At 65.9% G+C, this 17,183-nt stretch carries 20 protein-coding genes; 6 read left to right on the top strand and 14 right to left on the bottom strand.

From position 1 onward, the window contains the following. Window positions 1–133: 133 nt before the first annotated feature. A complete protein-coding gene (locus tag DWF00_RS16185) occupies window positions 134–640 on the bottom strand; it encodes a MarR family winged helix-turn-helix transcriptional regulator (RefSeq protein ID WP_181832639.1) in 507 nt (168 codons plus the stop codon). Window positions 641–822: 182 nt separating this feature from the next. Between DWF00_RS16185 and DWF00_RS16190 the strand changes: the two genes are divergently transcribed. Next, on the top strand, window positions 823–1,713 hold the full coding sequence (locus DWF00_RS16190) for a branched-chain amino acid aminotransferase (protein WP_114829345.1): 891 nt from the start codon (window positions 823–825) through the stop codon (window positions 1,711–1,713). A gap of 40 nt (window positions 1,714–1,753) precedes the next feature. Here the strand turns inward: DWF00_RS16190 and DWF00_RS16195 are convergent, their stop codons facing one another. The 8 genes from DWF00_RS16195 to DWF00_RS16235 all read right to left on the bottom strand — a co-directional run bounded on the left by DWF00_RS16195 (window position 1,754) and on the right by DWF00_RS16235 (window position 7,940). Then, window positions 1,754–2,815 carry a DUF1176 domain-containing protein gene (locus DWF00_RS16195; protein WP_181832638.1) on the bottom strand — a complete coding sequence of 354 codons (1,062 nt, stop codon included), beginning with the start codon at window positions 2,813–2,815 and terminating at the stop codon, window positions 1,754–1,756. A gap of 26 nt (window positions 2,816–2,841) precedes the next feature. After that, on the bottom strand, window positions 2,842–3,297 hold the full coding sequence (locus DWF00_RS16200; RefSeq protein ID WP_114829343.1) for a molybdenum cofactor biosynthesis protein MoaE: 456 nt from the start codon (window positions 3,295–3,297) through the stop codon (window positions 2,842–2,844). A 223-nt stretch (window positions 3,298–3,520) separates the two neighbouring features. After that, window positions 3,521–3,772, bottom strand: coding sequence for a molybdopterin converting factor subunit 1 (moaD, locus tag DWF00_RS16210; RefSeq protein WP_114829580.1), 252 nt, complete (start codon window positions 3,770–3,772; stop codon window positions 3,521–3,523). 38 nt (window positions 3,773–3,810) lie between these two features. Continuing rightward, a complete protein-coding gene (pgsA, locus tag DWF00_RS16215; RefSeq protein WP_114829579.1) occupies window positions 3,811–4,422 on the bottom strand; it encodes a CDP-diacylglycerol--glycerol-3-phosphate 3-phosphatidyltransferase in 612 nt (203 codons plus the stop codon). Between the two features lie 65 nt (window positions 4,423–4,487). Further along, window positions 4,488–6,608, bottom strand: coding sequence for an excinuclease ABC subunit UvrC (gene uvrC, locus DWF00_RS16220; protein ID WP_114829341.1), 2,121 nt, complete (start codon window positions 6,606–6,608; stop codon window positions 4,488–4,490). 62 nt (window positions 6,609–6,670) lie between these two features. Further along, window positions 6,671–7,090 (bottom strand): type II toxin-antitoxin system VapC family toxin, encoded by a 420-nt coding sequence (locus tag DWF00_RS16225; RefSeq protein WP_114829340.1) that lies wholly within the window; start codon window positions 7,088–7,090, stop codon window positions 6,671–6,673. Continuing rightward, window positions 7,087–7,326, bottom strand: a complete 240-nt coding sequence (locus tag DWF00_RS16230) for a FitA-like ribbon-helix-helix domain-containing protein (RefSeq protein WP_114829339.1) — start codon at window positions 7,324–7,326, stop codon at window positions 7,087–7,089. Before DWF00_RS16230 ends, DWF00_RS16225 begins: the two co-directional genes overlap by 4 nt. 221 nt (window positions 7,327–7,547) lie before the next feature. Next, the gene (locus DWF00_RS16235; protein WP_114829338.1) at window positions 7,548–7,940 is read right to left on the bottom strand and encodes a RidA family protein; all 393 of its coding nucleotides are present in this window, start codon (window positions 7,938–7,940) and stop codon (window positions 7,548–7,550) included. A 157-nt stretch (window positions 7,941–8,097) separates the two neighbouring features. On the opposite strand from DWF00_RS16235, the gene lgt reads away from it, so the two are divergent. The 4 genes from lgt to DWF00_RS16255 all read left to right on the top strand — a co-directional run bounded on the left by lgt (window position 8,098) and on the right by DWF00_RS16255 (window position 11,210). Further along, a complete protein-coding gene (gene lgt, locus DWF00_RS16240; RefSeq protein ID WP_181832637.1) occupies window positions 8,098–8,937 on the top strand; it encodes a prolipoprotein diacylglyceryl transferase in 840 nt (279 codons plus the stop codon). Continuing rightward, window positions 8,934–10,031: a class I SAM-dependent methyltransferase gene (locus DWF00_RS16245; protein ID WP_181832636.1), complete on the top strand. Its 1,098-nt coding sequence runs from the start codon at window positions 8,934–8,936 to the stop codon at window positions 10,029–10,031. The genes lgt and DWF00_RS16245 overlap by 4 nt, the downstream gene beginning before the upstream one ends. A gap of 22 nt (window positions 10,032–10,053) precedes the next feature. After that, entirely contained in the window at window positions 10,054–10,818 is a 765-nt protein-coding gene (pgeF, locus tag DWF00_RS16250) for a peptidoglycan editing factor PgeF (protein ID WP_114829336.1), read from the top strand. 107 nt (window positions 10,819–10,925) lie between these two features. After that, the gene (locus DWF00_RS16255) at window positions 10,926–11,210 is read left to right on the top strand and encodes a hypothetical protein (protein ID WP_114829335.1); all 285 of its coding nucleotides are present in this window, start codon (window positions 10,926–10,928) and stop codon (window positions 11,208–11,210) included. Window positions 11,211–11,422: 212 nt separating this feature from the next. On the opposite strand, the gene DWF00_RS16260 is transcribed toward DWF00_RS16255, so the two are convergent. Both DWF00_RS16260 and DWF00_RS16265 read right to left on the bottom strand, forming a co-directional pair. Further along, a complete protein-coding gene (locus DWF00_RS16260; RefSeq protein WP_245973989.1) occupies window positions 11,423–12,202 on the bottom strand; it encodes an SDR family oxidoreductase in 780 nt (259 codons plus the stop codon). Beyond that, window positions 12,195–12,983 (bottom strand): glycosyltransferase family 2 protein, encoded by a 789-nt coding sequence (locus DWF00_RS16265; protein WP_114829333.1) that lies wholly within the window; start codon window positions 12,981–12,983, stop codon window positions 12,195–12,197. The genes DWF00_RS16260 and DWF00_RS16265 overlap by 8 nt, the downstream gene beginning before the upstream one ends. Window positions 12,984–13,604: 621 nt before the next feature. On the opposite strand from DWF00_RS16265, the gene DWF00_RS16270 reads away from it, so the two are divergent. Continuing rightward, window positions 13,605–14,288 carry an outer membrane protein gene (locus DWF00_RS16270; protein WP_114829332.1) on the top strand — a complete coding sequence of 228 codons (684 nt, stop codon included), beginning with the start codon at window positions 13,605–13,607 and terminating at the stop codon, window positions 14,286–14,288. Window positions 14,289–14,512: 224 nt separating this feature from the next. Here the strand turns inward: DWF00_RS16270 and DWF00_RS16275 are convergent, their stop codons facing one another. The 3 genes from DWF00_RS16275 to DWF00_RS16285 all read right to left on the bottom strand — a co-directional run bounded on the left by DWF00_RS16275 (window position 14,513) and on the right by DWF00_RS16285 (window position 17,177). Beyond that, window positions 14,513–15,115, bottom strand: a complete 603-nt coding sequence (locus DWF00_RS16275) for a glutathione S-transferase (protein WP_114829331.1) — start codon at window positions 15,113–15,115, stop codon at window positions 14,513–14,515. 25 nt (window positions 15,116–15,140) lie between these two features. After that, the gene (locus DWF00_RS16280; RefSeq protein ID WP_114829330.1) at window positions 15,141–15,992 is read right to left on the bottom strand and encodes a 23S rRNA (adenine(2030)-N(6))-methyltransferase RlmJ; all 852 of its coding nucleotides are present in this window, start codon (window positions 15,990–15,992) and stop codon (window positions 15,141–15,143) included. A 522-nt stretch (window positions 15,993–16,514) separates the two neighbouring features. Then, entirely contained in the window at window positions 16,515–17,177 is a 663-nt protein-coding gene (locus DWF00_RS16285; protein WP_114829329.1) for a ribonuclease T2 family protein, read from the bottom strand. Between the last annotated feature and the right edge of the window lie 6 nt (window positions 17,178–17,183).

Consider the following 17,183-nt stretch of genomic DNA (forward strand, 5'->3'; position numbering starts at 1 on the left):
CGCGGCGTTTCCGCCCACAGGATAGCACAGGCCGGCCGAGCTCGGGGGCAACCCTTCGTCGCGCCCCGGATAACATTGTCTAACCTTTTGAAACGTCGTCATCCGAGCGGGAGACGTCCGCGCCGGACGCTGGTCAGTCCGATCCGGCCAGCGAGCCCAGTACCTTCCGGCGCTCCGCAGGGTCGATCAGCCCGGCGAGATAGCGCGCGACGACCTCGCCCGCCTCGGGGCCGACGATGGCGAGCGCGGCATTGATGCGCTTGGCCTGCAGCTGCGCCAGCCGGACGGCGAGTTCGCGACCGGCGGTGGTGGCGTGGAGGTTGCGCTGGCGCTTGTCCTGCGTGCCCATGCGCGACTCGACGAAGCCGGTCTCGACCAGCTCCTTCAGCACGCGGTTGAGGCTCTGCTTGGTGATCTGCAGGATGTCGAGCAATTCGGCGATGGTCAGGCCCGGGCGGCGCTGCACGAAATGCAGGACGCGGTGATGGGCGCGGCCGAAATTATAATCGGCGAGGATGCGGTCGGGGTCGCCGACGAAGTCGCGATAGGCAAAGAAAAGCAGCTCGATCAGCTCGTAGGGCACGTCCTCGGCGCTGGCGGGCCGGGGCGCTTCGGTCGCTCTGGCGTGCGTGTCGCTCATGGCGCGCTCCCTTTTTATGTCAGCCATGTTGACATATCTCAGACGGAAGATTACCGGTCAAGCATGCTGAGCGACTGAAAATGTCGCATTCGCCCGCTGCGGCGCAGCATTCGTTCCGCGCTTGCGTCCCGCGAGGTGCTGTGGCGGAGTTCGGGCAAGAAGACGTGCAAGAGGAGTTTCCCATGTCTGTCATTCCTTTCGACCAGCGCGACGGCGTGATCTGGTTCGACGGCAAGCTCGTGCCGTGGAAGGACGCCAAGGTGCACGTACTGACCCATGGGCTGCATTACGGCTCCTGCGTGTTCGAGGGCGAGCGCTCCTATGATGGCGTGATCTACAAGTGCACCGAGCATTCGAAGCGCTTCCACAAGTCGGCCGAGATCATGGATTTCGACATCCCCTATTCGGTCGCCGAGATCGACGAGGCCAAGTATCTCTGCCTCAAGGAGAACGGCCTGAAGGACGCCTATATCCGCCCCGTCGCCTGGCGCGGGTCGGAGATGATGGCGGTCTCCGGCATCAACAATACGATCCATACCGCGATCGCGGTGTGGGAATGGCCGAGCATGTTCGACATGGCGCAGAAGCTGAAGGGCGTGCGCCTCGACGTGGCGGAGTATCGCCGGCCGGACCCGGCCTGCGCCCCGGTCCACGCCAAGGCGGCGGGGCTCTACATGATCTGCTCGCTCTCGAAGCATAAGGCCGAGCGCGCCGGCTATGCCGACGCGATGATGCTCGACTGGGAAGGCAATGTCGCCGAATGCACCGGCGCCAACATCTTCTTCATCAAGGACGGCGTGATCCACACCCCCAAGGCTGACCGCTTCCTTGACGGCATCACCCGCCAGTCGGTGATCGAGCTGTGCCAGCAGCGCGGCTTCGAGGTGATCGAGCGCCGCATCCGGCCGGAAGAGCTCGACGGCTTCGCGGAATGCTTCATCACCGGCTCGGCCGCCGAGGTGACGCTGGTCTCCGAGATCGGGCCCTACAAGTTCATCACCGGCAACATGGGCAAGGTGATCATGGAGGATTACTCCGCCGCAGTGCGGCCGTCCTCCGCCAAGGCGGCCTGAGGCCGGCCCCGAGAGATTGGTGAGCGGCGGCCGCCGCCGCTCACTGCCCGACCTTCACCTCGCTTCGGAACAATGTCAGCCAGTCGTCTGGCGGCAGGCCGCGGCACTCGCCCATCGTGGTGAAGGCGGTCAGCGCGAAGCCTGATCCGGTCCAGGCGTAGTTGCCGGAGCTGCCGCAATCGCCGATGCCGCGGCCCTTGGCGAAGAAGCTGATCTGGCCGGTCTTCGGATCGTAGTCCGAATTGATCAGCATGTTGTCGTCCTGGCGCGGGAAAGCGACGCTGCGGGCGCTCGCCATCGCATTGCCGCTGACGGTCCAGTAGCCGGTGATGACGTTGTAGGCGCCGCTGCCGCAATAGAGCCCGATCAGCTGCTGCGTGGCGCTTAGCGGCCAGGCCTGGTCGGGACTGGACGTGGCGCCGTCATTATCCTCGCAGGCATCGGGAGCGGCGGTCTTGAGGTGCTTGCGCAGGGCGGCGCCGAGCGCCTTCGCGGCTTTCTCGTCGAGCGGCGCGGCCGTCGGCCTGGCGGTGATGACGGGTGGAGCAGGGGCTGGCGGAACGGTGCCCGCGGCGGCATCGCCCTTGCGGATCAGCGCGGTCACCGTATTGAGCCGGCCCTGCTGCTCGTCGATCCAGAGCAGGGCGGCCACCGAGCCGGCGAGGGAAATCGTGTAGCTCTTGCCCGCCATGGTGGCGGAGAGCTTCGTCGCCTTGCGGGCGGCGGCGATCAGGCTCGCCGTGTCCGCCTCCGAGAACGCGACGACCGCGGTCTCCTCGTCAGGCAGCGCCGCGGCCATGGTCCTGCCAGCGGCCGGGAAGGGCGCACCGTCGAGCGAGAGCCGCACGGATTGCGGCGCCTTGAGCTTCTCGCCCACCAGCTTCAGCGAAAGCGACGCGGCGCCGGTCGGCCCGCCGGGACGCTCGAGCTTGAGGTAGCCGACCGTATCGGCGCCGTCCTCGGGCAAGGACAGGGCCGCGCAGCTTTTCAGGTTGTCGCAGCCGGCCGTCCAATCGCGGAAGCTCTTGCCGTCGCTCTGGGCGGTGGCTGCGGCGGGCAGGAACGCCGTGGCCGCCAGGCCAATGGCCAGGGCCGTGCGCATTCGGTCGGATCGTCCCGCGGACATAGTCAGCTCCAGCGCTCGGCGGCCTTGTCGTCTTCGCCCTTGGCCTCGACCCAGCCGCCGATGCTGCCATCGACGAGATGCTCGCGCTTCCAGAACGGGGCGCGGGTCTTGAGGTAGTCCATCATGAATTCGGCCGCCTCGAAAGCGGCGCGGCGATGGGCGGAGGCCGCGACGACCAGCACGATCTGCTCGCCCGGCCTGATCATCCCGTAACGGTGGATGGCAATGAGCCCGCTGAGGGGCCAGCGGCCTGCGGCTTCGGTGGCGACACGGCCGATTTCGGCCTCGGCCATGCCCGGATAATGCTCGAGTTCGAGCGCGGCGAGCGTGCCGCCCTCGTCGCGGCAGAGCCCGGCGAAGGTGACGATGGCGCCGATATCGGCGCGGCCGGCGGTCAGCGCGGCGATCTCGGCGTTGAGGTCGAAATCCTCGGATTGAATGCGGATGACCGGGGTCATCGTTCGCTCTCCGCCAAAGCACCGGGTGTTTCGACGGAACCTGAACGCGTCATCCCGGGCAAGCGCAGCGCCGTCCCGGGATCCATCGTAAGGCTCTGGCGCTCTAGGATGGATCCCGGAGCGGCGCTGCTGCGCGGCTTGTCCGGGATGACGTCGAGGGTGAGTTGCGTGAAAGCGGACATGCCGGCATCGTTTTCATGGAAGCGCGGGATGCGCCAGCACTTCAGCCGCCGGTCATCGGCGGGAAGAAGGCGATCTCCTTCGCGTCGGCGATCGCCGCGCCGGGCTTGACATGGGTGTGGTCGATGGCGGCGCGGACGATCGCCTCGTTCTCGAAGGCGGCCTCGTAGCCTTCGCCGCGCGTCTTCAGCCAGCGCACGAGATCGGCGATGGTGCGGGCCTCGGCCGGCAGTTCGACCGTCTCCTCGGCCAGCCCGATGCGCTCGCGCACCCAGGCGAAATAGACGAGTTTCAGGGTCCGGGTTCTGGTTTCGGCCAGCGTGTCTGTCAGCGTCATGGTGCGCGCTCGTCCTCCTCGACGAGGTGTCGGATGCCCGCGCTGAGATAATCCAGACCGGTATAGATGGTCAGGAGCGCGGCCAGCCACAGCATGACGATGCCGATCTGGGTATTATAGGGCAGAACCTTGTCGCCCGCGGGGCCGACGACGAGGAAGCCGAGCGCCAGCAACTGCGCCGTCGTCTTCCATTTCGCCACCTTGCTGACGGGGACGCTGACCTTCAATTCGGCCAGGAATTCGCGCAGGCCGGAGACCAGGATCTCGCGGCAGAGGATGACGATGGCGGCCCAGAGCGACCAGCCATGGATCGTGCCGTCGGCCACCAGCATCAGCAGCAGCGCGCAAACGAGGAGCTTGTCGGCGATCGGATCGAGCATGCGGCCGATCGCCGAGTGCTGGCTCCAGGCCCGGGCGATCCAGCCGTCGAGGAAATCCGTGACGGCCGCCGCGACGTAGATCGCGAGCGCGATCCAGCGCATCCAGTCGTCACGCGGCCAGAACAGCAACGCAACCAGGGCCGGGATCGCGGCGATCCGGCCGTAGGTCAGGAGGTTCGGCAGCGACCAGGGGCCACGCCGCCTTATGGCGTCCGGAAATATCGTCACGCCGTCACCAAAGCAGCAGGCATGTGACAGCGTCAACACGCAATCCCGCGAGGCGACGAGATGCCTCAAGCATCGTGAAAGAAATCATGCACCGCCTTGGCCGTGGCGGCGTTGACGCCCGGCGTGCGCATGAGGTCGTCGAGCTTGGCGCGCTGGATCGCCTTCACCGTGCCGAAATGCAGCAGCAGCGCCCGCTTGCGCGAGGGGCCGATGCCGGGGATTTCGTCGAGCGGGTTCTTGGTGATGTCGCGCTTGCGGCGGGCGCGGTGCGTGCCGATGGCGAAGCGGTGAGCCTCGTCGCGCAGGCGCTGGATGAAGAACAGCGCCGGGTCGCGCGGCGGCAGCTTGAACGGCTCCCTGCCGACCATGAAGAAGGTCTCGCGCATGGCGTTGCGGTCCTCGCCCTTGGCGATGGCGACCAGCGCGATGTCGGACGCGCCACATTCCGCCATGATCTTGCGGGCAGCCTCGAACTGGCCCTTGCCGCCGTCGACGATGACGAGGTCGGGGCGGGACGGGAAGGCGGAGTCGTCTTCCTCGGCAGGAGCAGTAGCAGGCGCTTCCCTTCCCCCTTGTGGGGAAGGGAGAGGGATGGGGGGGGGGCCGCCTGGTGAGAGCTCACCCGGTCGTTCGCCCCCCACCTCCAACTCCTCCCCGCCGGGGGGAGGAGAGTCCGTTGCGGTTCCCGCGTCCGGTTGGGCAGCCCCGCTCTCCTTCGCCAGCCTTGAGAACCGCCGCTTCAGCACCTCGCGCATCATGCCGAAATCGTCGCCGGCGATGGTGTCGGAGGAGATGTTGAAGGTGCGGTAATGGCTTTTCATGAAGCCGTCCCGCCCGGCGACGACCATGCCGCCGACCGCATTCGTGCCCATGATGTGCGAGTTGTCGTAGACCTCGACGCGGCGCGGCGGCCTCTGCAGCCCGAAGGCCTCGCCAAGGGCTCCGAGCAGGTGCTGCTGCCCGGCATTCTCGGCGAGCTTGCGCGAGAGCGCCTCCTTGGCGTTCTTCCGGGCGTGGGCGACGAGGTCGAGCTTCTCGCCGCGCTTGGGGGCGGCGACCTCGACCTTGCGACCGGCGCGGGCCGAGAGCGCCTCGCCGATCAGCCCGATCTCCTCGACCTCATGCGAGAGCAGCACCAGCCGCGGAGGCGGCTTGTCGTCGTAGAACTGGGTGACGACGGAGGCGAGCACCTCCTCCGGCGTCAGGCTCTTGTCGGCGCGCGGGAAGAGGGCGCGGTTGCCCCAGTTCTGGTGGTTGCGGAAGAAGAAGATCTCGACGCAGAAATGCCCGGCCTGCTCGTCGATGGCGAAGACGTCGGCCTCCTCGACGCCCTGGGTGTTGATGTCCTGGCCGGCCTGCACGGCCGAGAGCGCCGCGAGCCGGTCGCGATAGCGCGCCGCCTTCTCGAATTCGAGCTCCTCGGCCGCCTCCTGCATCCGGGCCGAGAGGGTCTGCTTCACCGTCGAGGAGCGGCCGGAGAGGAAGTCGCGCGCCTGTGCGGCCAGCGCCTCATAGTCGGTGTGCGAGATCTCGCCGGTGCAGGGGCCGGAGCAGCGCTTGATCTGGAAGAGCAGGCAGGGCCGGGTGCGGTTCTCGTAGTAGCTGTCGGAGCAGGAGCGGAGGAGAAACGCCTTCTGCAAGGCATCGATGGTGCGCTTGACCGCCCAGACCGAGGCGAAGGGGCCGAAATAATCGCCCTTGCGCTGGCGCGAGCCGCGATGCTTGGCGATCTGCGGGGCCGGATGGTCGCCGGTCAGCAGGATGTAGGGGAAGCTCTTGTCGTCGCGCAGCAGCACGTTGTAGCGCGGCCTGAGCTGCTTGATCAGGTTCGATTCGAGCAGCAGCGCCTCGGATTCCGTCCCGGTGGTGACGAATTCCATGTTGGCGGTTTCGGAGATCATCCGCGCGACCGCGTTGGTATGGGCCATGCCGCGGGCATAGGCCGTGACGCGGTTCTTCAGGCTCTTGGCCTTGCCGACATAGAGCACCTCGCCGGCACGATCGAACATGCGGTAGACGCCGGGCTTGTTCGGCAGGTGCTTGGCGAATTGCTGGATGACCTCGATGCCGTGCTTCAGCTCCGAGGGCGAGGCTTCGCTGATATCGGCGGCCGGCGGCAGGGCGGGAGTGTTGTCCTCCTCCTCGAACTCGTCTTCCGGCAGGTCGTCTTGGCGTTCGCGATTCATGATGTCGATGTAAGACGTGCTGGTGGTTTCGTCATGTCAGGAGTGGGAGATCAGCGCCGGGCCTATGCCTCCCAGGGATTGATGACCCGCACGCCCGCTGCTTCGAAAGCGCCGATATCGCGCGTCGCCACGGCGAAGCCATGCGCGGCGGCTATGGCGGCGATGTAGCCGTCGGTCTGGGCAATCGCGCGCCCGTCGAGCCGTGCTTTGGCGCGAAGCTCGGCATAAGCTTCCGCCGCTCTCCGGTCGAAGGAAAGGATGCGCCCGTCGAACAAGGGGATCACGTCGCGGTCCAGGCGCATGCGCAGGTCGCTTCGGCGTCTTCCTTCCGGCAGCGCGGCAACGCCGAAAAGCATTTCCGCTAGGCCAATGGTCGAGAGGTAGAGTGTTTCGACGGCCTGCGCGTCGAGCCATCTCAGCACGGCCTCGTCGCCCGCGAGCTTCAAGGGCTCGGAGACGACGTTCGTATCCAGCAGGATCATTCGAAGCGCATCGGCTCGGACACCGTCCGATCGCGCGCAATCTCCAACTCGACACCTCCCGCTTCCCGTCCGATATCGGACAGCAGGGAGCCGAGCTTGACGCGCCGCTCCGGTTTCACCGCGGCGTCAAGAATGAGACGAATCTCCGCTTCGGTGCTGCGGCCATGTCCGGCTGCGCGCAGCTTGAGCGCGCGATGCGTCTCTTCTGAGAGGTTGCGGACTGTGACGGAGGGCATGTGATTGCACTTTCATAAATCGAAAGCAATGATATCAATATGACTATATGATTGCAACGCATCTCGAAGCTTGGCAAGGGCCGTTGATTGCCACTGCCGCCTCGGTCCACGCTTGGCTTAAGCCTACTGCGATTTAGCGGAACCCTCCCCGCGTCATCCCGGCGCTGCGCTTCGCTACGGCCGGGATGACGGCGCTTGATTCTGGCAGATCACAGCGGGCTTTACACAGCCGCGACGCAGTCGATCTCGATGTCGAACGGCCCCGGCCAGGCTGGGACGTTGACGAAGATCCGGGCCGGCGGGTCCTTTGGGAAATAGCGCGCGTAGACCGCGTTGACCGCCGCGAATTTTTCGACGGAGGTGCAGTAGACGTTGCACTTCAGGACGTTGTCGAGGGAGGAGCCTGCCGTCTCCAGGCAGAGCTTCATCTGCTCCAGCACCAGCTCGGTCTGGCGCTCGATCGAGACCGGCAGGATGTCTCCGGTTTCGGGGTCGAAGGGCGGGAAGCCGGAGACGTAGAGCGTGTCGCCATGGCGGGTGACGGCCGAAGTCGGCGCCTTCCAGCGCTCCAGCCAGGTCGAGAGCGGCTCGACGCGAATGACCTGTCTTTTCATGGCTGCGCTCCGTCATGTCGGTGTTTCCGGACTGTCGTGCAGCCGTTGCGGGCGGGACTCAAGCAGGATCGCTTCTGCCGGGAGCGTAGCCTTTTCGCTTGACCGCATCGCAGCGGCGCGGCCATCACCATGCGCCCGAGCCTCGCGCGAGTTGCCCATGCCCGTCTTCGCCATTCCCTTTCCCGTGATCAATCCGGTCGCGCTGGAACTCGGCCCGCTGACGGTGAAATGGTATGGGCTGGCCTATGTCGCCGGCCTGCTCGGCGGCTGGTGGTATTCGCGCCAGCTGGTCTCGGCCGAGGCGCTATGGGGCGGGCGGCCCCGGCCCAAGGCCGAGGAGCTCGACGACATGCTGCTTTTCGTCGCGCTCGGCGTCGTGCTCGGCGGGCGGCTCGGCTTCGTGCTGTTCTACGACCTGCAGCGCTATCTCGCCCGGCCGCAGGACATCATCGCGGTCTGGCAGGGCGGCATGTCCTTCCATGGTGGGCTGATCGGCGCGGCGACGGGGCTCTATCTGTTTGCGCGCAAGCGCGGCTATCCGGCGCTGAGCATCTTCGACCTCAACGCTGCGGTGGTCCCGATCGGGCTTTTCCTCGGGCGCATCGCCAACTTCATCAATGCCGAGCTTTGGGGCCGGCCGGCGCCGGACTTCCCCTATGCTATGGTCTTCCCCAATGCCGGGCCGGTGCCGCGCCATCCGAGCCAGCTCTACGAGGCCTTCGCCGAGGGCATCCTGCTCTTCATCCTGATGGCGCTGGTGGTGCGGGCGGGGAGCTTCAGGCGGCCGGGCCTCACCGCCGGCATCTTCGGCATGGGCTATGCGGTCGCGCGCATCGTCTGCGAGTTCTTCCGCGAGCCGGACGCGCAGCTCGGCTTCCTGTTCGGCGCGAACGTGGATGCCCTGAGCGGCGGCATCACCATGGGCATGCTGCTCTCGCTGCCGCTGTTCGTCGCCGGGCTGGTGCTGGTGCTGCGCTCGCGGAAAGCGACCGCGTGAGCGCGCTCAAGGCGGAACTGATCCGCCTGATCCGCGACGAGGGGCCGCTCAGCATCTCCCGCTACATGGCGCTCTGCCTCGGCCATCCCCGCCATGGCTACTACATGACGCGCGACCCTTTCGGCGCGCAGGGCGACTTCACCACCGCGCCCGAGATCAGCCAGATGTTCGGCGAGCTGATCGGGCTCTGGGCCGCGACGGTCTGGCGGGCGATGGGCGAGCCGGCTTCGGTGCGCCTCATCGAGCTCGGGCCGGGGCGTGGCACGCTGATGGCCGACGCGCTGCGGGCGGCGCAGGCCGTGCCGGGCTTTCGGGAGGCGCTTTCGGTGCATCTCGTCGAGATGAGCCCGGTGCTGCGGCAGGCGCAGGCGCGCCCGCTGGCGGGGCTGGCCGATCCGGCCTGGCATGACGGCATCGCTGAAGCACTCGACGGGCCGGCCATCGTCATCGCCAACGAGTTCCTCGATGCCCTGCCGCTCGATCAGTTCATGCGGATCGGCTCCGGCTGGCGCGAGCGGCTGGTCGGGCTCGATGCGGCCGGCGAACTCGCCTTCGGGCTCGCCGCCGAGCCGGAGCCGGCCATCGCGATCGTGGCGCCGGAAGGCGCGATCCTCGAACAACCGCTGGCGGCGCTCGATGTCGTCGCCACGATCTCCAGCCATATCGCGCAGGCGGGCGGCGCGGCGTTGTTCATCGACTATGGCTCGGCGCGCTCCGGCTTCGGCGACACGCTGCAGGCGATGAAGCAGCAGCTTTATGCCGACCCGCTGGCCGAGCCGGGCGAGGCGGACCTGACGGTGCATGTCGATTTCGAGCGCATGGCGCAGGCCGGCCTGCGGGCTGGCGCTGCCGTGCATGGCCCGGCGACGCAGCGCGATTTCCTTGCCGCGATCGGGCTCGCACAGCGGGCGCAAGCGCTGTCGGCTAAGGCAACGCCAGAGCAGGCGGCGGCGATCTCGACCGCCTTCGACCGGCTGACCGAGACCGGCGCGACCGGCATGGGCGAATTGTTCAAGGTTCTGGCGCTATCGCATCCAGGCCTGCCGGGTCTGCCCGGATTTGACCTTCATCGCCTGCCAGAGCAGCAGACCTGAACCAGCCGAACCGGAAGCAGCGATGTTCATCACCTCCCCCGATCTCGCCGCCGAGCCCGGCATAAGGCACGCCTTCTTCACCCGCGAGGGCGGCGTCTCGACCGGAATCTATGCCTCGCTCAATGGCGGGCTCGGCTCGGCCGACGATCCGGTCGCGATCACCGAGAACCGCAGGCGGATGGCGGCGCATCTCCAGGTCGAGCCGTCGCATCTGGTCAACATCCATCAGGTGCACTCGGCCGATGCCGAAATCGTCAGCGGCCCATGGCCGGGCGAGCGGCCCAAGGCCGATGCGATGGTGGCCGTGGCCAAGGGCGTCGCACTCGGGATTTCGACGGCCGATTGCGGGCCGATCCTGTTCGCCGATAGCGAGGCGCGGGTGATCGGCGCTGCGCATGCCGGCTGGAAGGGCGCCTTCACCGGCATCGTCGGGGCGACAGTCACCGCGATGGAGAAGCTGGGCGCGCGGCGCGAGCGCATTCTGGCGGTGCTCGGGCCGACGATCGGGCCGAAGGCCTATGAGGTCGGGCCTGAGTTCATCGAGCGCTTCAAGCAGGAGAACGCGACCTATGCGCGCTTCTTCCATGCCTCGGAGCGGCCGGCCCATGCGATGTTCGACCTGCCGGCCTTCATCGCGCTCAGGGCGCAGGAGGCGGGGATTGGGCGATTCGTCGACCTGGCCCTGTGCACCTATAGCGACGAACAGCGCTTCTACAGCTATCGCCGCACGACGCATCGCACGGAGCCGGATTATGGCAGATTGATCTCGGCGATCGTTCTGAGCTGAGGAAAAGCCGGAATTCCGGCTTTCGCTGCCGTTAAGTCACCGATTGCCTGCCGTTTCGCGCAGGCGCATTCTCCCCCGCGGCCGCATCCGGCTGCACGGGGGTTATCATGGAACAAATTCTGATCAATCTCATCGCCGGCGCGATCGGCGGCAATGCGGCCGGCAAGGTCGCGCCGAGCTTCGACATCGGCACGATCGGCAACACGATCGCCGGCGCGCTCGGCGGCACGGCGCTCGGCCAGCTCATCCCGCTCGTCCTGCCGGCGATCACCGCGGCGGCGGCCTCGGGCAATCTCAGCGTCGGCAGCATCGTCACCAACCTGATCAGCGGCGGCGCCGGTGGCGCGATCCTCACCGCGATCGTCGGCCTGATCAAGAACAAGGCCGCCTGAGACATTCGATACTTCTACTGGGGCGGCCGCCTGACGCGGCCGTCTGCGCTTCCGGTGCTCACGTACAAACGTACGCTTCGCTCCGGTTCTCGATGGCCACGCCAGCCGACTCACCCCAGCGAAGTCGCGAAGGCCTCAGGGTCCGTGATTTCATCGCTTTCGCGCCTCGGGCTCTGGCCCGGGGCGCTTTTGCTCCCGGCTCGGGAGAGCGGCTATTCGCCGACGATGTCGGGCGTGCGCCAACTCAGATGCTGGCCGGAATCGACGGCGATCATCTGCCCCGTCACCCAGCGCGCCCGCGCGAGGTAAAGCACGGCGTCGGCGATCTCGCCGGTCTCGACCCGGCGTTGCAGCAGCGAGCCGGCCGCCTCCCCCGCCATCAACGCCTCACCCTCGTATTGGTTGGGCAAGGTCGGGCCGGGGCCGACCGCGTTGACGCGGATGCGGGGCGCCAGCGCCTGCGCCATGGTCACGGTCGCGGTCAGCAGGGCCGATTTGGTCAGGGTGTACGAGTAGTATTGCGGCGTCAGCTTCCAGACGCGCTGGTCGATGATGTTGATGACGCAGCCTTCGCGATCGGCGGGGAGGCGGTTCGCCATGGCGCCCGCCAGCACCGAGGGCGCGCGCAGGTTGATCGAGAACTGCCGGTTCCAGGTCGCGACGTCGAGATTGCGGATATCGTCGACCAGGAAGCTCGAGGCGCTGTTGACCAGCAGCGTCACCGGGCCGATCGCTGTCTCCGCGGCCGGGATGATGGCGTCCACCGCGGCCGGGTCGGCGAGATCACCGGTTACCACCGCGGCTCGGCCACCCTGCGCGCGCAGGCTTTTGGCAAGGGCCTCGGCCTCCGCGCGCGAGTTCTGGCAATGGATCGCGACGGCATAGCCTTCCGCCGCGAGCCGCTCGACGATGGCGCGGCCGATCCGGCGGGCGCCGCCGGTGACGAGCGCGACCTCAGGCATCGCCGCGTCAGACATCGCCGCGTCAGACATTGTCGCTCTTGGCCCTGCCGCGCCGCTGCAGGCGCCGCTCCCAGTGCTTGGCGGCGCGCAAGTAGCGGTAGAAGGCGAAGTTCATCGCGGTCATGAAGCCGTAGATCCCGCGCAGGGCATGGCGCCGGCCAATATAGGCCTTGATGAAGTTGGCGGGGAACTCGGCCACCATCCGGAAGACCGAGATCGTCTCGCCGCGCTGGTCGAGATCGTCGGCCTGGGCATCGCTATAGGCGTTGAGCTTGGCCATCTGCTCGCCGAGCGAGCGCACCGAATAGTGATGGATCGTGCCCTTCAGGCTGGCGACCCTGGCCTCGGGCAGGAGATCGACGCGGTCGTGCACGGGGGAGGGCGAGTAGCGACCCTTGTCGCGGCGGTAGAGCCTGACCGGGGCCAAGGCATAGGCGAAGCGATGCGGCGCGTTTTCGCCCGGGAAGAGCTCGGCGATGCGCAGCTTATAGGCGTCGGCTGCGGGCTCCCCGTTGGCGAAGAGCGCGGCGATCTCGGTGGCGAGATCGGCCGGCACGACCTCGTCGGCGTCGATGTTGAGCATCCAATTGTGGCGGCACTGCTCTTCGGCGAAGCGCTTCTGCTGGCCATAGCCGGGCCATGGATTGAACAGGACGCGGGCGCCGAGGCCCTCGGCGACGGCCTGCGTGCCGTCGGTCGAGCCGGAATCGACCACGATGATGTCGTCGCTCAACTCCCGCACTGCACTGATGGTGCGGCCGATGCGATCCGCCTCGTCGCGGGCGATGATGAATATCGAAAGCGGCGGCACGCGTCCCGTCTCGTCTTGGCCCGAGCTTCGGGGCGGAGCGCCCGATTCGAGATTGAATGGATTGATATCAGGAGTTTGCGGTTCAAACAGAGGGAAGAACGACAGGCATCCGCGCGATGGCGGCAAGCGACCATGCCCGATGGCGGCTGCCCCTGCCAAGCAGGTTGCCACATTCGTTCTTCATTGTGGCGGGGATGGCTATCGGGCGCGCCGGGCAATCGACGGAAAATGACCGTAGGTTGCTTGAAAAGACGCGGTTCTCGGCATGGGACCAGCAAACAGGCAGCTTGCGCGACAATGTTGGGCAGCGCGAGCCAAGCCATCTTTATGTTCAGTCGGCTTGGAACCTTGGTTTGCGCCGCGCGTTTCTTTCGCTGCGTCAGCGATTTGGTAAACGGATTACTAGTATTCGCCTTCGCTTCTGTCGAGGTTTAACAATAATTAACGCGCGTTGATAAATTGGAAATAGTCATCCCCATTCATGCCACATTTTCGCCGCGCTCGGCGACGCAGATGTGCTTCGACGGCAACAGACATGAATGCCATTGGGTTCTATAAGAGGTTCATCGAAATCGAACGCCGCGCCATGCGGTGCCAGCGACGTCTACTAAGGAGTATATCATGAAGAACTACCTGCTTTCGGGCGTCGCAGCCCTCGGCATCCTCGCTGCCGGCGCTGCCTCCGCTGCTGACCTGCCGTCCCGCAAGGGCCCGGTTGCGGCTCCCTACTATCCGCCGGCCTTCACCTGGACCGGTTTCTACATCGGCGCCAACGCCGGCTACGCCTGGGGCCAGGTCGACTCGTCGGCTCTCGGCACCCTGAACAGCTTCGATGATCCGGATGGGTTCGTCGGCGGCGGCCAGGTCGGCTACAACTACCAGATCGGCCAGTGGGTCCTCGGCGTCGAAGCCGACTTCCAGGGCGCCGACCTGAAGGCGACCGCTTCCGATCCGTTCTTCGGCCTCCGCGCCTCGAACGAGCTGAACTGGTTCGGCACCGTCCGTGGCCGCGTCGGCTACGCCTTCGACCGGTTCCTGCCGTATGTCACCGGCGGTTTCGCCTATGGCAACGTCAAGAACAAGATCTCGGGCCCGGGCTTCTCGGTCAGCGACGACAACACCCAGTACGGCTGGACGCTTGGTGGCGGTCTCGAGTACGCCTTCACCAACAACCTGACCGTCAAGGCCGAGTATCTCTACGTCGACCTCGACAAGGAGTCGATCGTGGTGCCGGGTGGCACGTTCACCGGCAGCGTCGGCACCAAGTTCTCGGTTGCTCGCGTCGGCCTGAACTACAAGTTCTGATCTACACCTCATCACCTCACGGTGATGCAGCCCGGTGGCTTCGGCCACCGGGCTTTTTTGTTAAATCTGCTGTGACCTTGCCAGAATTAAACGCCGTCATCCCGGACGGAGCGCAGAGGAGCTCCGGGATCCATCGTAAGGCTCCGGCGTCCTACGATGGATCCCGGAGCGGCGCCGCAAACGCGGCTTGTCCGGGATGACGCGGTGAGGTTGCCGCGTGCAGCTCAACTTTTGACGCGGGTCTCCTCGAAGGAGGGGACCTTCGCTGCGAAGCCGTCGAGCCAGGCGACCAGGTTGGGGTGAGCCGCGCGCCACTTGCCCTCCTGGCGCAGGTCGAGATAGCCGAGCGCCGAGGCCAGCGCGATCTCGCCGACGCGCGGGCGCTCGAAGGCCGGCGGGGCCGCTTCGAGCTCGGCCAGCGCGCGGCCGACTTTGCCCGCCTGGTTCGCGACCCAGGCGGCGTTGCGGCCCTCCTCGGGGCGGAAACGGATCTCGTAGACCTGCAGCAGGGTGGCATCCATGACGCCGTCGGCGAGCGCCTGCAGCCGCAATTGCTTGAAGCGCTCGGCGCCGCGCGGGAAGAGCTTGCCACCGCCGGCGAGCTCGTCGAGATATTCGACGATGACGCGGGAATCGAACAGCGTCGTGCCGTCCTCCAGGATCAGCGTCGGGATCTTGCCGAGCGGGTTCTGGCTGCGCAGCACCTCGGTTGGGTCGCTGGTGTCGGTCGCGGTGATCTCGATCTTGTCGATCAGGCCGAGCTCATAGGCGGCGATCTTGACCTTGCGGCCGAACGGGGAGGCGGGGGCGGAGCGCAAGACCAGCATCGTCGGATATCCAGACTGTGGGAAATCAGCCGTCCGGACGGATCGGCTCGCAACGGTAGCGCGGCTGTGGCCCTTGCGCGAGGCGTTCGGTCAAGGCCGGCAGCAGGATTTTCGCCTCCTCGGCCAGCTTCCAGGGCGGGTTGACCACGAGCATGCCGGTTGCGCTGAGGCCGCCGGCGGCTTCCGGGCGGTCGACCTCGATCTCCAGCCGGAGCAGGCGACTGACGCCGGCATCCTCGATCGCGCCGATCAGGTCGCTGGCGGCGCGGCGGTCCTTCAGCGGGTACCAGAGCGCGTAGATGCCGGTCGGCCATTTGCGGTGGGCAGAGATGAACTCGGCCGCGAGCGTCTCGAACTCATCCTTCTCCTCGAAGGGCGGGTCGATCAGGATCAGCCCGCGCCGCTCCTTCGGTGGGACATTGCCGCGCAACGCGTTCCAGCCATCGATCGCCAGCGCCTTGCAGCGCGAATCGCGGCCAAGCGCGGCTGCGAGCTTCTTGTAGGTCTGCGGGTGCAGTTCGGCGGCGATCAGCCGGTCCTCGGCCCGCATCGCATGGCGGCAGAGCCAGGGCGAGCCGGGATAGGTTTCGGGACCATGCTGCTCGCGGGCGGCGGCGACGGCCTCGCGCCAGGGCTTCAGCAACTCCTCGACGGCGGGAGCGAGCGGCGAGCGGTCGAGCCGGGCGACGCCGTCCTTCCATTCATGGGTGCGCAGCGCCTCGTCCGAGCCAAGATCGTAGCGCCCGGCGCCGGCATGGGTGTCGACGATGCGGTAGGGCGCGTCCTTGACGCCGAGATGGGTCAGGATGCGCATCAGCACGACATGCTTGAGAATGTCGGCGAAGTTCCCGGCGTGGAAGCTGTGATGATAATTCATTGCGGCGTCATAGAGGGTTTTTGATGCGGTTTACAGCCAATGGCAGGACCACGCCCCTTGGAGGTGTCGCCTTTGCCGCTCTGTACTTGCTCTATTATTTTTTGTTTGGATTTGTTGATATGCTCGCGAGTAAGGGGAATTCCTGCCGCGGAAATTGCTTTTCACTGGTGATGGAGGTTTTTGATTATTTCTTTTTTATAAATCTTGTTCCGATGATTCCGCTCATTGGCTACTTTTTGCTTAAAGGAAAGCTTTCTATAAAGATATTTGTGATATCTTTGTTTTATATAATTCTTATATATTATTTCTACCTTTATCGAGTTACGGAATCTGATATAACAAATCACATTTATAGGTATTCAGTGAGCGGATATTGGCTCATTGCCACATATCTCTCGTTCATTCTTCCGCCATTTTATCTTCTATACAGATTTTCGAAATGGCTTAAGCCGCGACCATTCTAGGAGATGCGATGCAGATCGAGTTTTGAAGGTCTTGCATCGCGAGAGTACCTGGGCTCGATTAGCGGACTGCCTTCACGGTGAATTCGCGCGTGCGGCAGCCGGAGCGGTCGACCTGCTGGCAGGTCTGGAAATTGCGCAGGTCCTTGCTCATGCAGATGCGGACCTCCTGCAGCACGCCGCGCGAGCAGGCGACCGACATCATGTCGCTGCGCAAGCCGGGATTGGCGGCGGTGAAGGCGCGTTCAAGGTCGATCGCGGTCCAGGTCTGGTCGCGCTCGCTCTTCTGCAGCGGAGGCGGGACCACGACCTTGTCGCGGGCGCGCTTCACATCGGCGAAGTAGTCGCTCGGGCTCGAGCCCGAGCAGGTGCCGTGCTTGCGCCATTCGTAGCGGGCGAGGCTCTCGGACGGGAACAGCCCTTGCGCCTGCTCCAGCGCGATGCGCGAGGGCGTGCGGCCGGAGGGACCGCAATCGCTGGGATAGCCGCGCTCATATTGCGGCCAGAGGCCGTGCACGACGAAGCCGAGATTGGCGCCCTCGGCGCATTGCTGGCTCGAGCGATCGCGGTCGCCCTGCAGCTCGCAGAAGCCGGGCGACCATGACAAGGCGAGCACATAGAAGTCGAAATCGCCGGGCGTGCCGCCGCGGCCATATTGTCCCTGCGCCTGCGCGCCCGAGACCATCAGGCCAAGCAGCGCCAGCAGCGAGAGCCAAGCGCGCATAAGCCT

It is taken from the genome of Allobosea caraganae, assembly GCF_003351345.1.
In the GTDB taxonomy this organism is placed as follows: Bacteria; Pseudomonadota; Alphaproteobacteria; order Rhizobiales; family Beijerinckiaceae; genus Allobosea; species Allobosea caraganae.

What these genes read in the sequence shown, in the direction of transcription:
- lgt (WP_181832637.1), top strand. Translation starts at nt 8,098, where the DNA reads ATGCCCGTCTTCGCCATTCCCTTTCCCGTGATCAATCCGGTCGCGCTG.
- DWF00_RS16260 (WP_245973989.1), bottom strand. Translation starts at nt 12,202, where the DNA reads ATGTCTGACGCGGCGATGTCTGACGCGGCGATGCCTGAGGTCGCGCTC.
- DWF00_RS16280 (WP_114829330.1), bottom strand. Translation starts at nt 15,992, where the DNA reads ATGAATTATCATCACAGCTTCCACGCCGGGAACTTCGCCGACATTCTC.
- DWF00_RS16185 (WP_181832639.1), bottom strand. Translation starts at nt 640, where the DNA reads ATGAGCGACACGCACGCCAGAGCGACCGAAGCGCCCCGGCCCGCCAGC.
- DWF00_RS16270 (WP_114829332.1), top strand. Translation starts at nt 13,605, where the DNA reads ATGAAGAACTACCTGCTTTCGGGCGTCGCAGCCCTCGGCATCCTCGCT.
- DWF00_RS16200 (WP_114829343.1), bottom strand. Translation starts at nt 3,297, where the DNA reads ATGACCCCGGTCATCCGCATTCAATCCGAGGATTTCGACCTCAACGCC.
- DWF00_RS16255 (WP_114829335.1), top strand. Translation starts at nt 10,926, where the DNA reads ATGGAACAAATTCTGATCAATCTCATCGCCGGCGCGATCGGCGGCAAT.
- DWF00_RS16190 (WP_114829345.1), top strand. Translation starts at nt 823, where the DNA reads ATGTCTGTCATTCCTTTCGACCAGCGCGACGGCGTGATCTGGTTCGAC.
- uvrC (WP_114829341.1), bottom strand. Translation starts at nt 6,608, where the DNA reads ATGAATCGCGAACGCCAAGACGACCTGCCGGAAGACGAGTTCGAGGAG.
- DWF00_RS16285 (WP_114829329.1), bottom strand. Translation starts at nt 17,177, where the DNA reads ATGCGCGCTTGGCTCTCGCTGCTGGCGCTGCTTGGCCTGATGGTCTCG.
- DWF00_RS16225 (WP_114829340.1), bottom strand. Translation starts at nt 7,090, where the DNA reads ATGATCCTGCTGGATACGAACGTCGTCTCCGAGCCCTTGAAGCTCGCG.
- DWF00_RS16275 (WP_114829331.1), bottom strand. Translation starts at nt 15,115, where the DNA reads ATGCTGGTCTTGCGCTCCGCCCCCGCCTCCCCGTTCGGCCGCAAGGTC.
- DWF00_RS16235 (WP_114829338.1), bottom strand. Translation starts at nt 7,940, where the DNA reads ATGAAAAGACAGGTCATTCGCGTCGAGCCGCTCTCGACCTGGCTGGAG.
- DWF00_RS16230 (WP_114829339.1), bottom strand. Translation starts at nt 7,326, where the DNA reads ATGCCCTCCGTCACAGTCCGCAACCTCTCAGAAGAGACGCATCGCGCG.
- pgeF (WP_114829336.1), top strand. Translation starts at nt 10,054, where the DNA reads ATGTTCATCACCTCCCCCGATCTCGCCGCCGAGCCCGGCATAAGGCAC.
- DWF00_RS16195 (WP_181832638.1), bottom strand. Translation starts at nt 2,815, where the DNA reads ATGCGCACGGCCCTGGCCATTGGCCTGGCGGCCACGGCGTTCCTGCCC.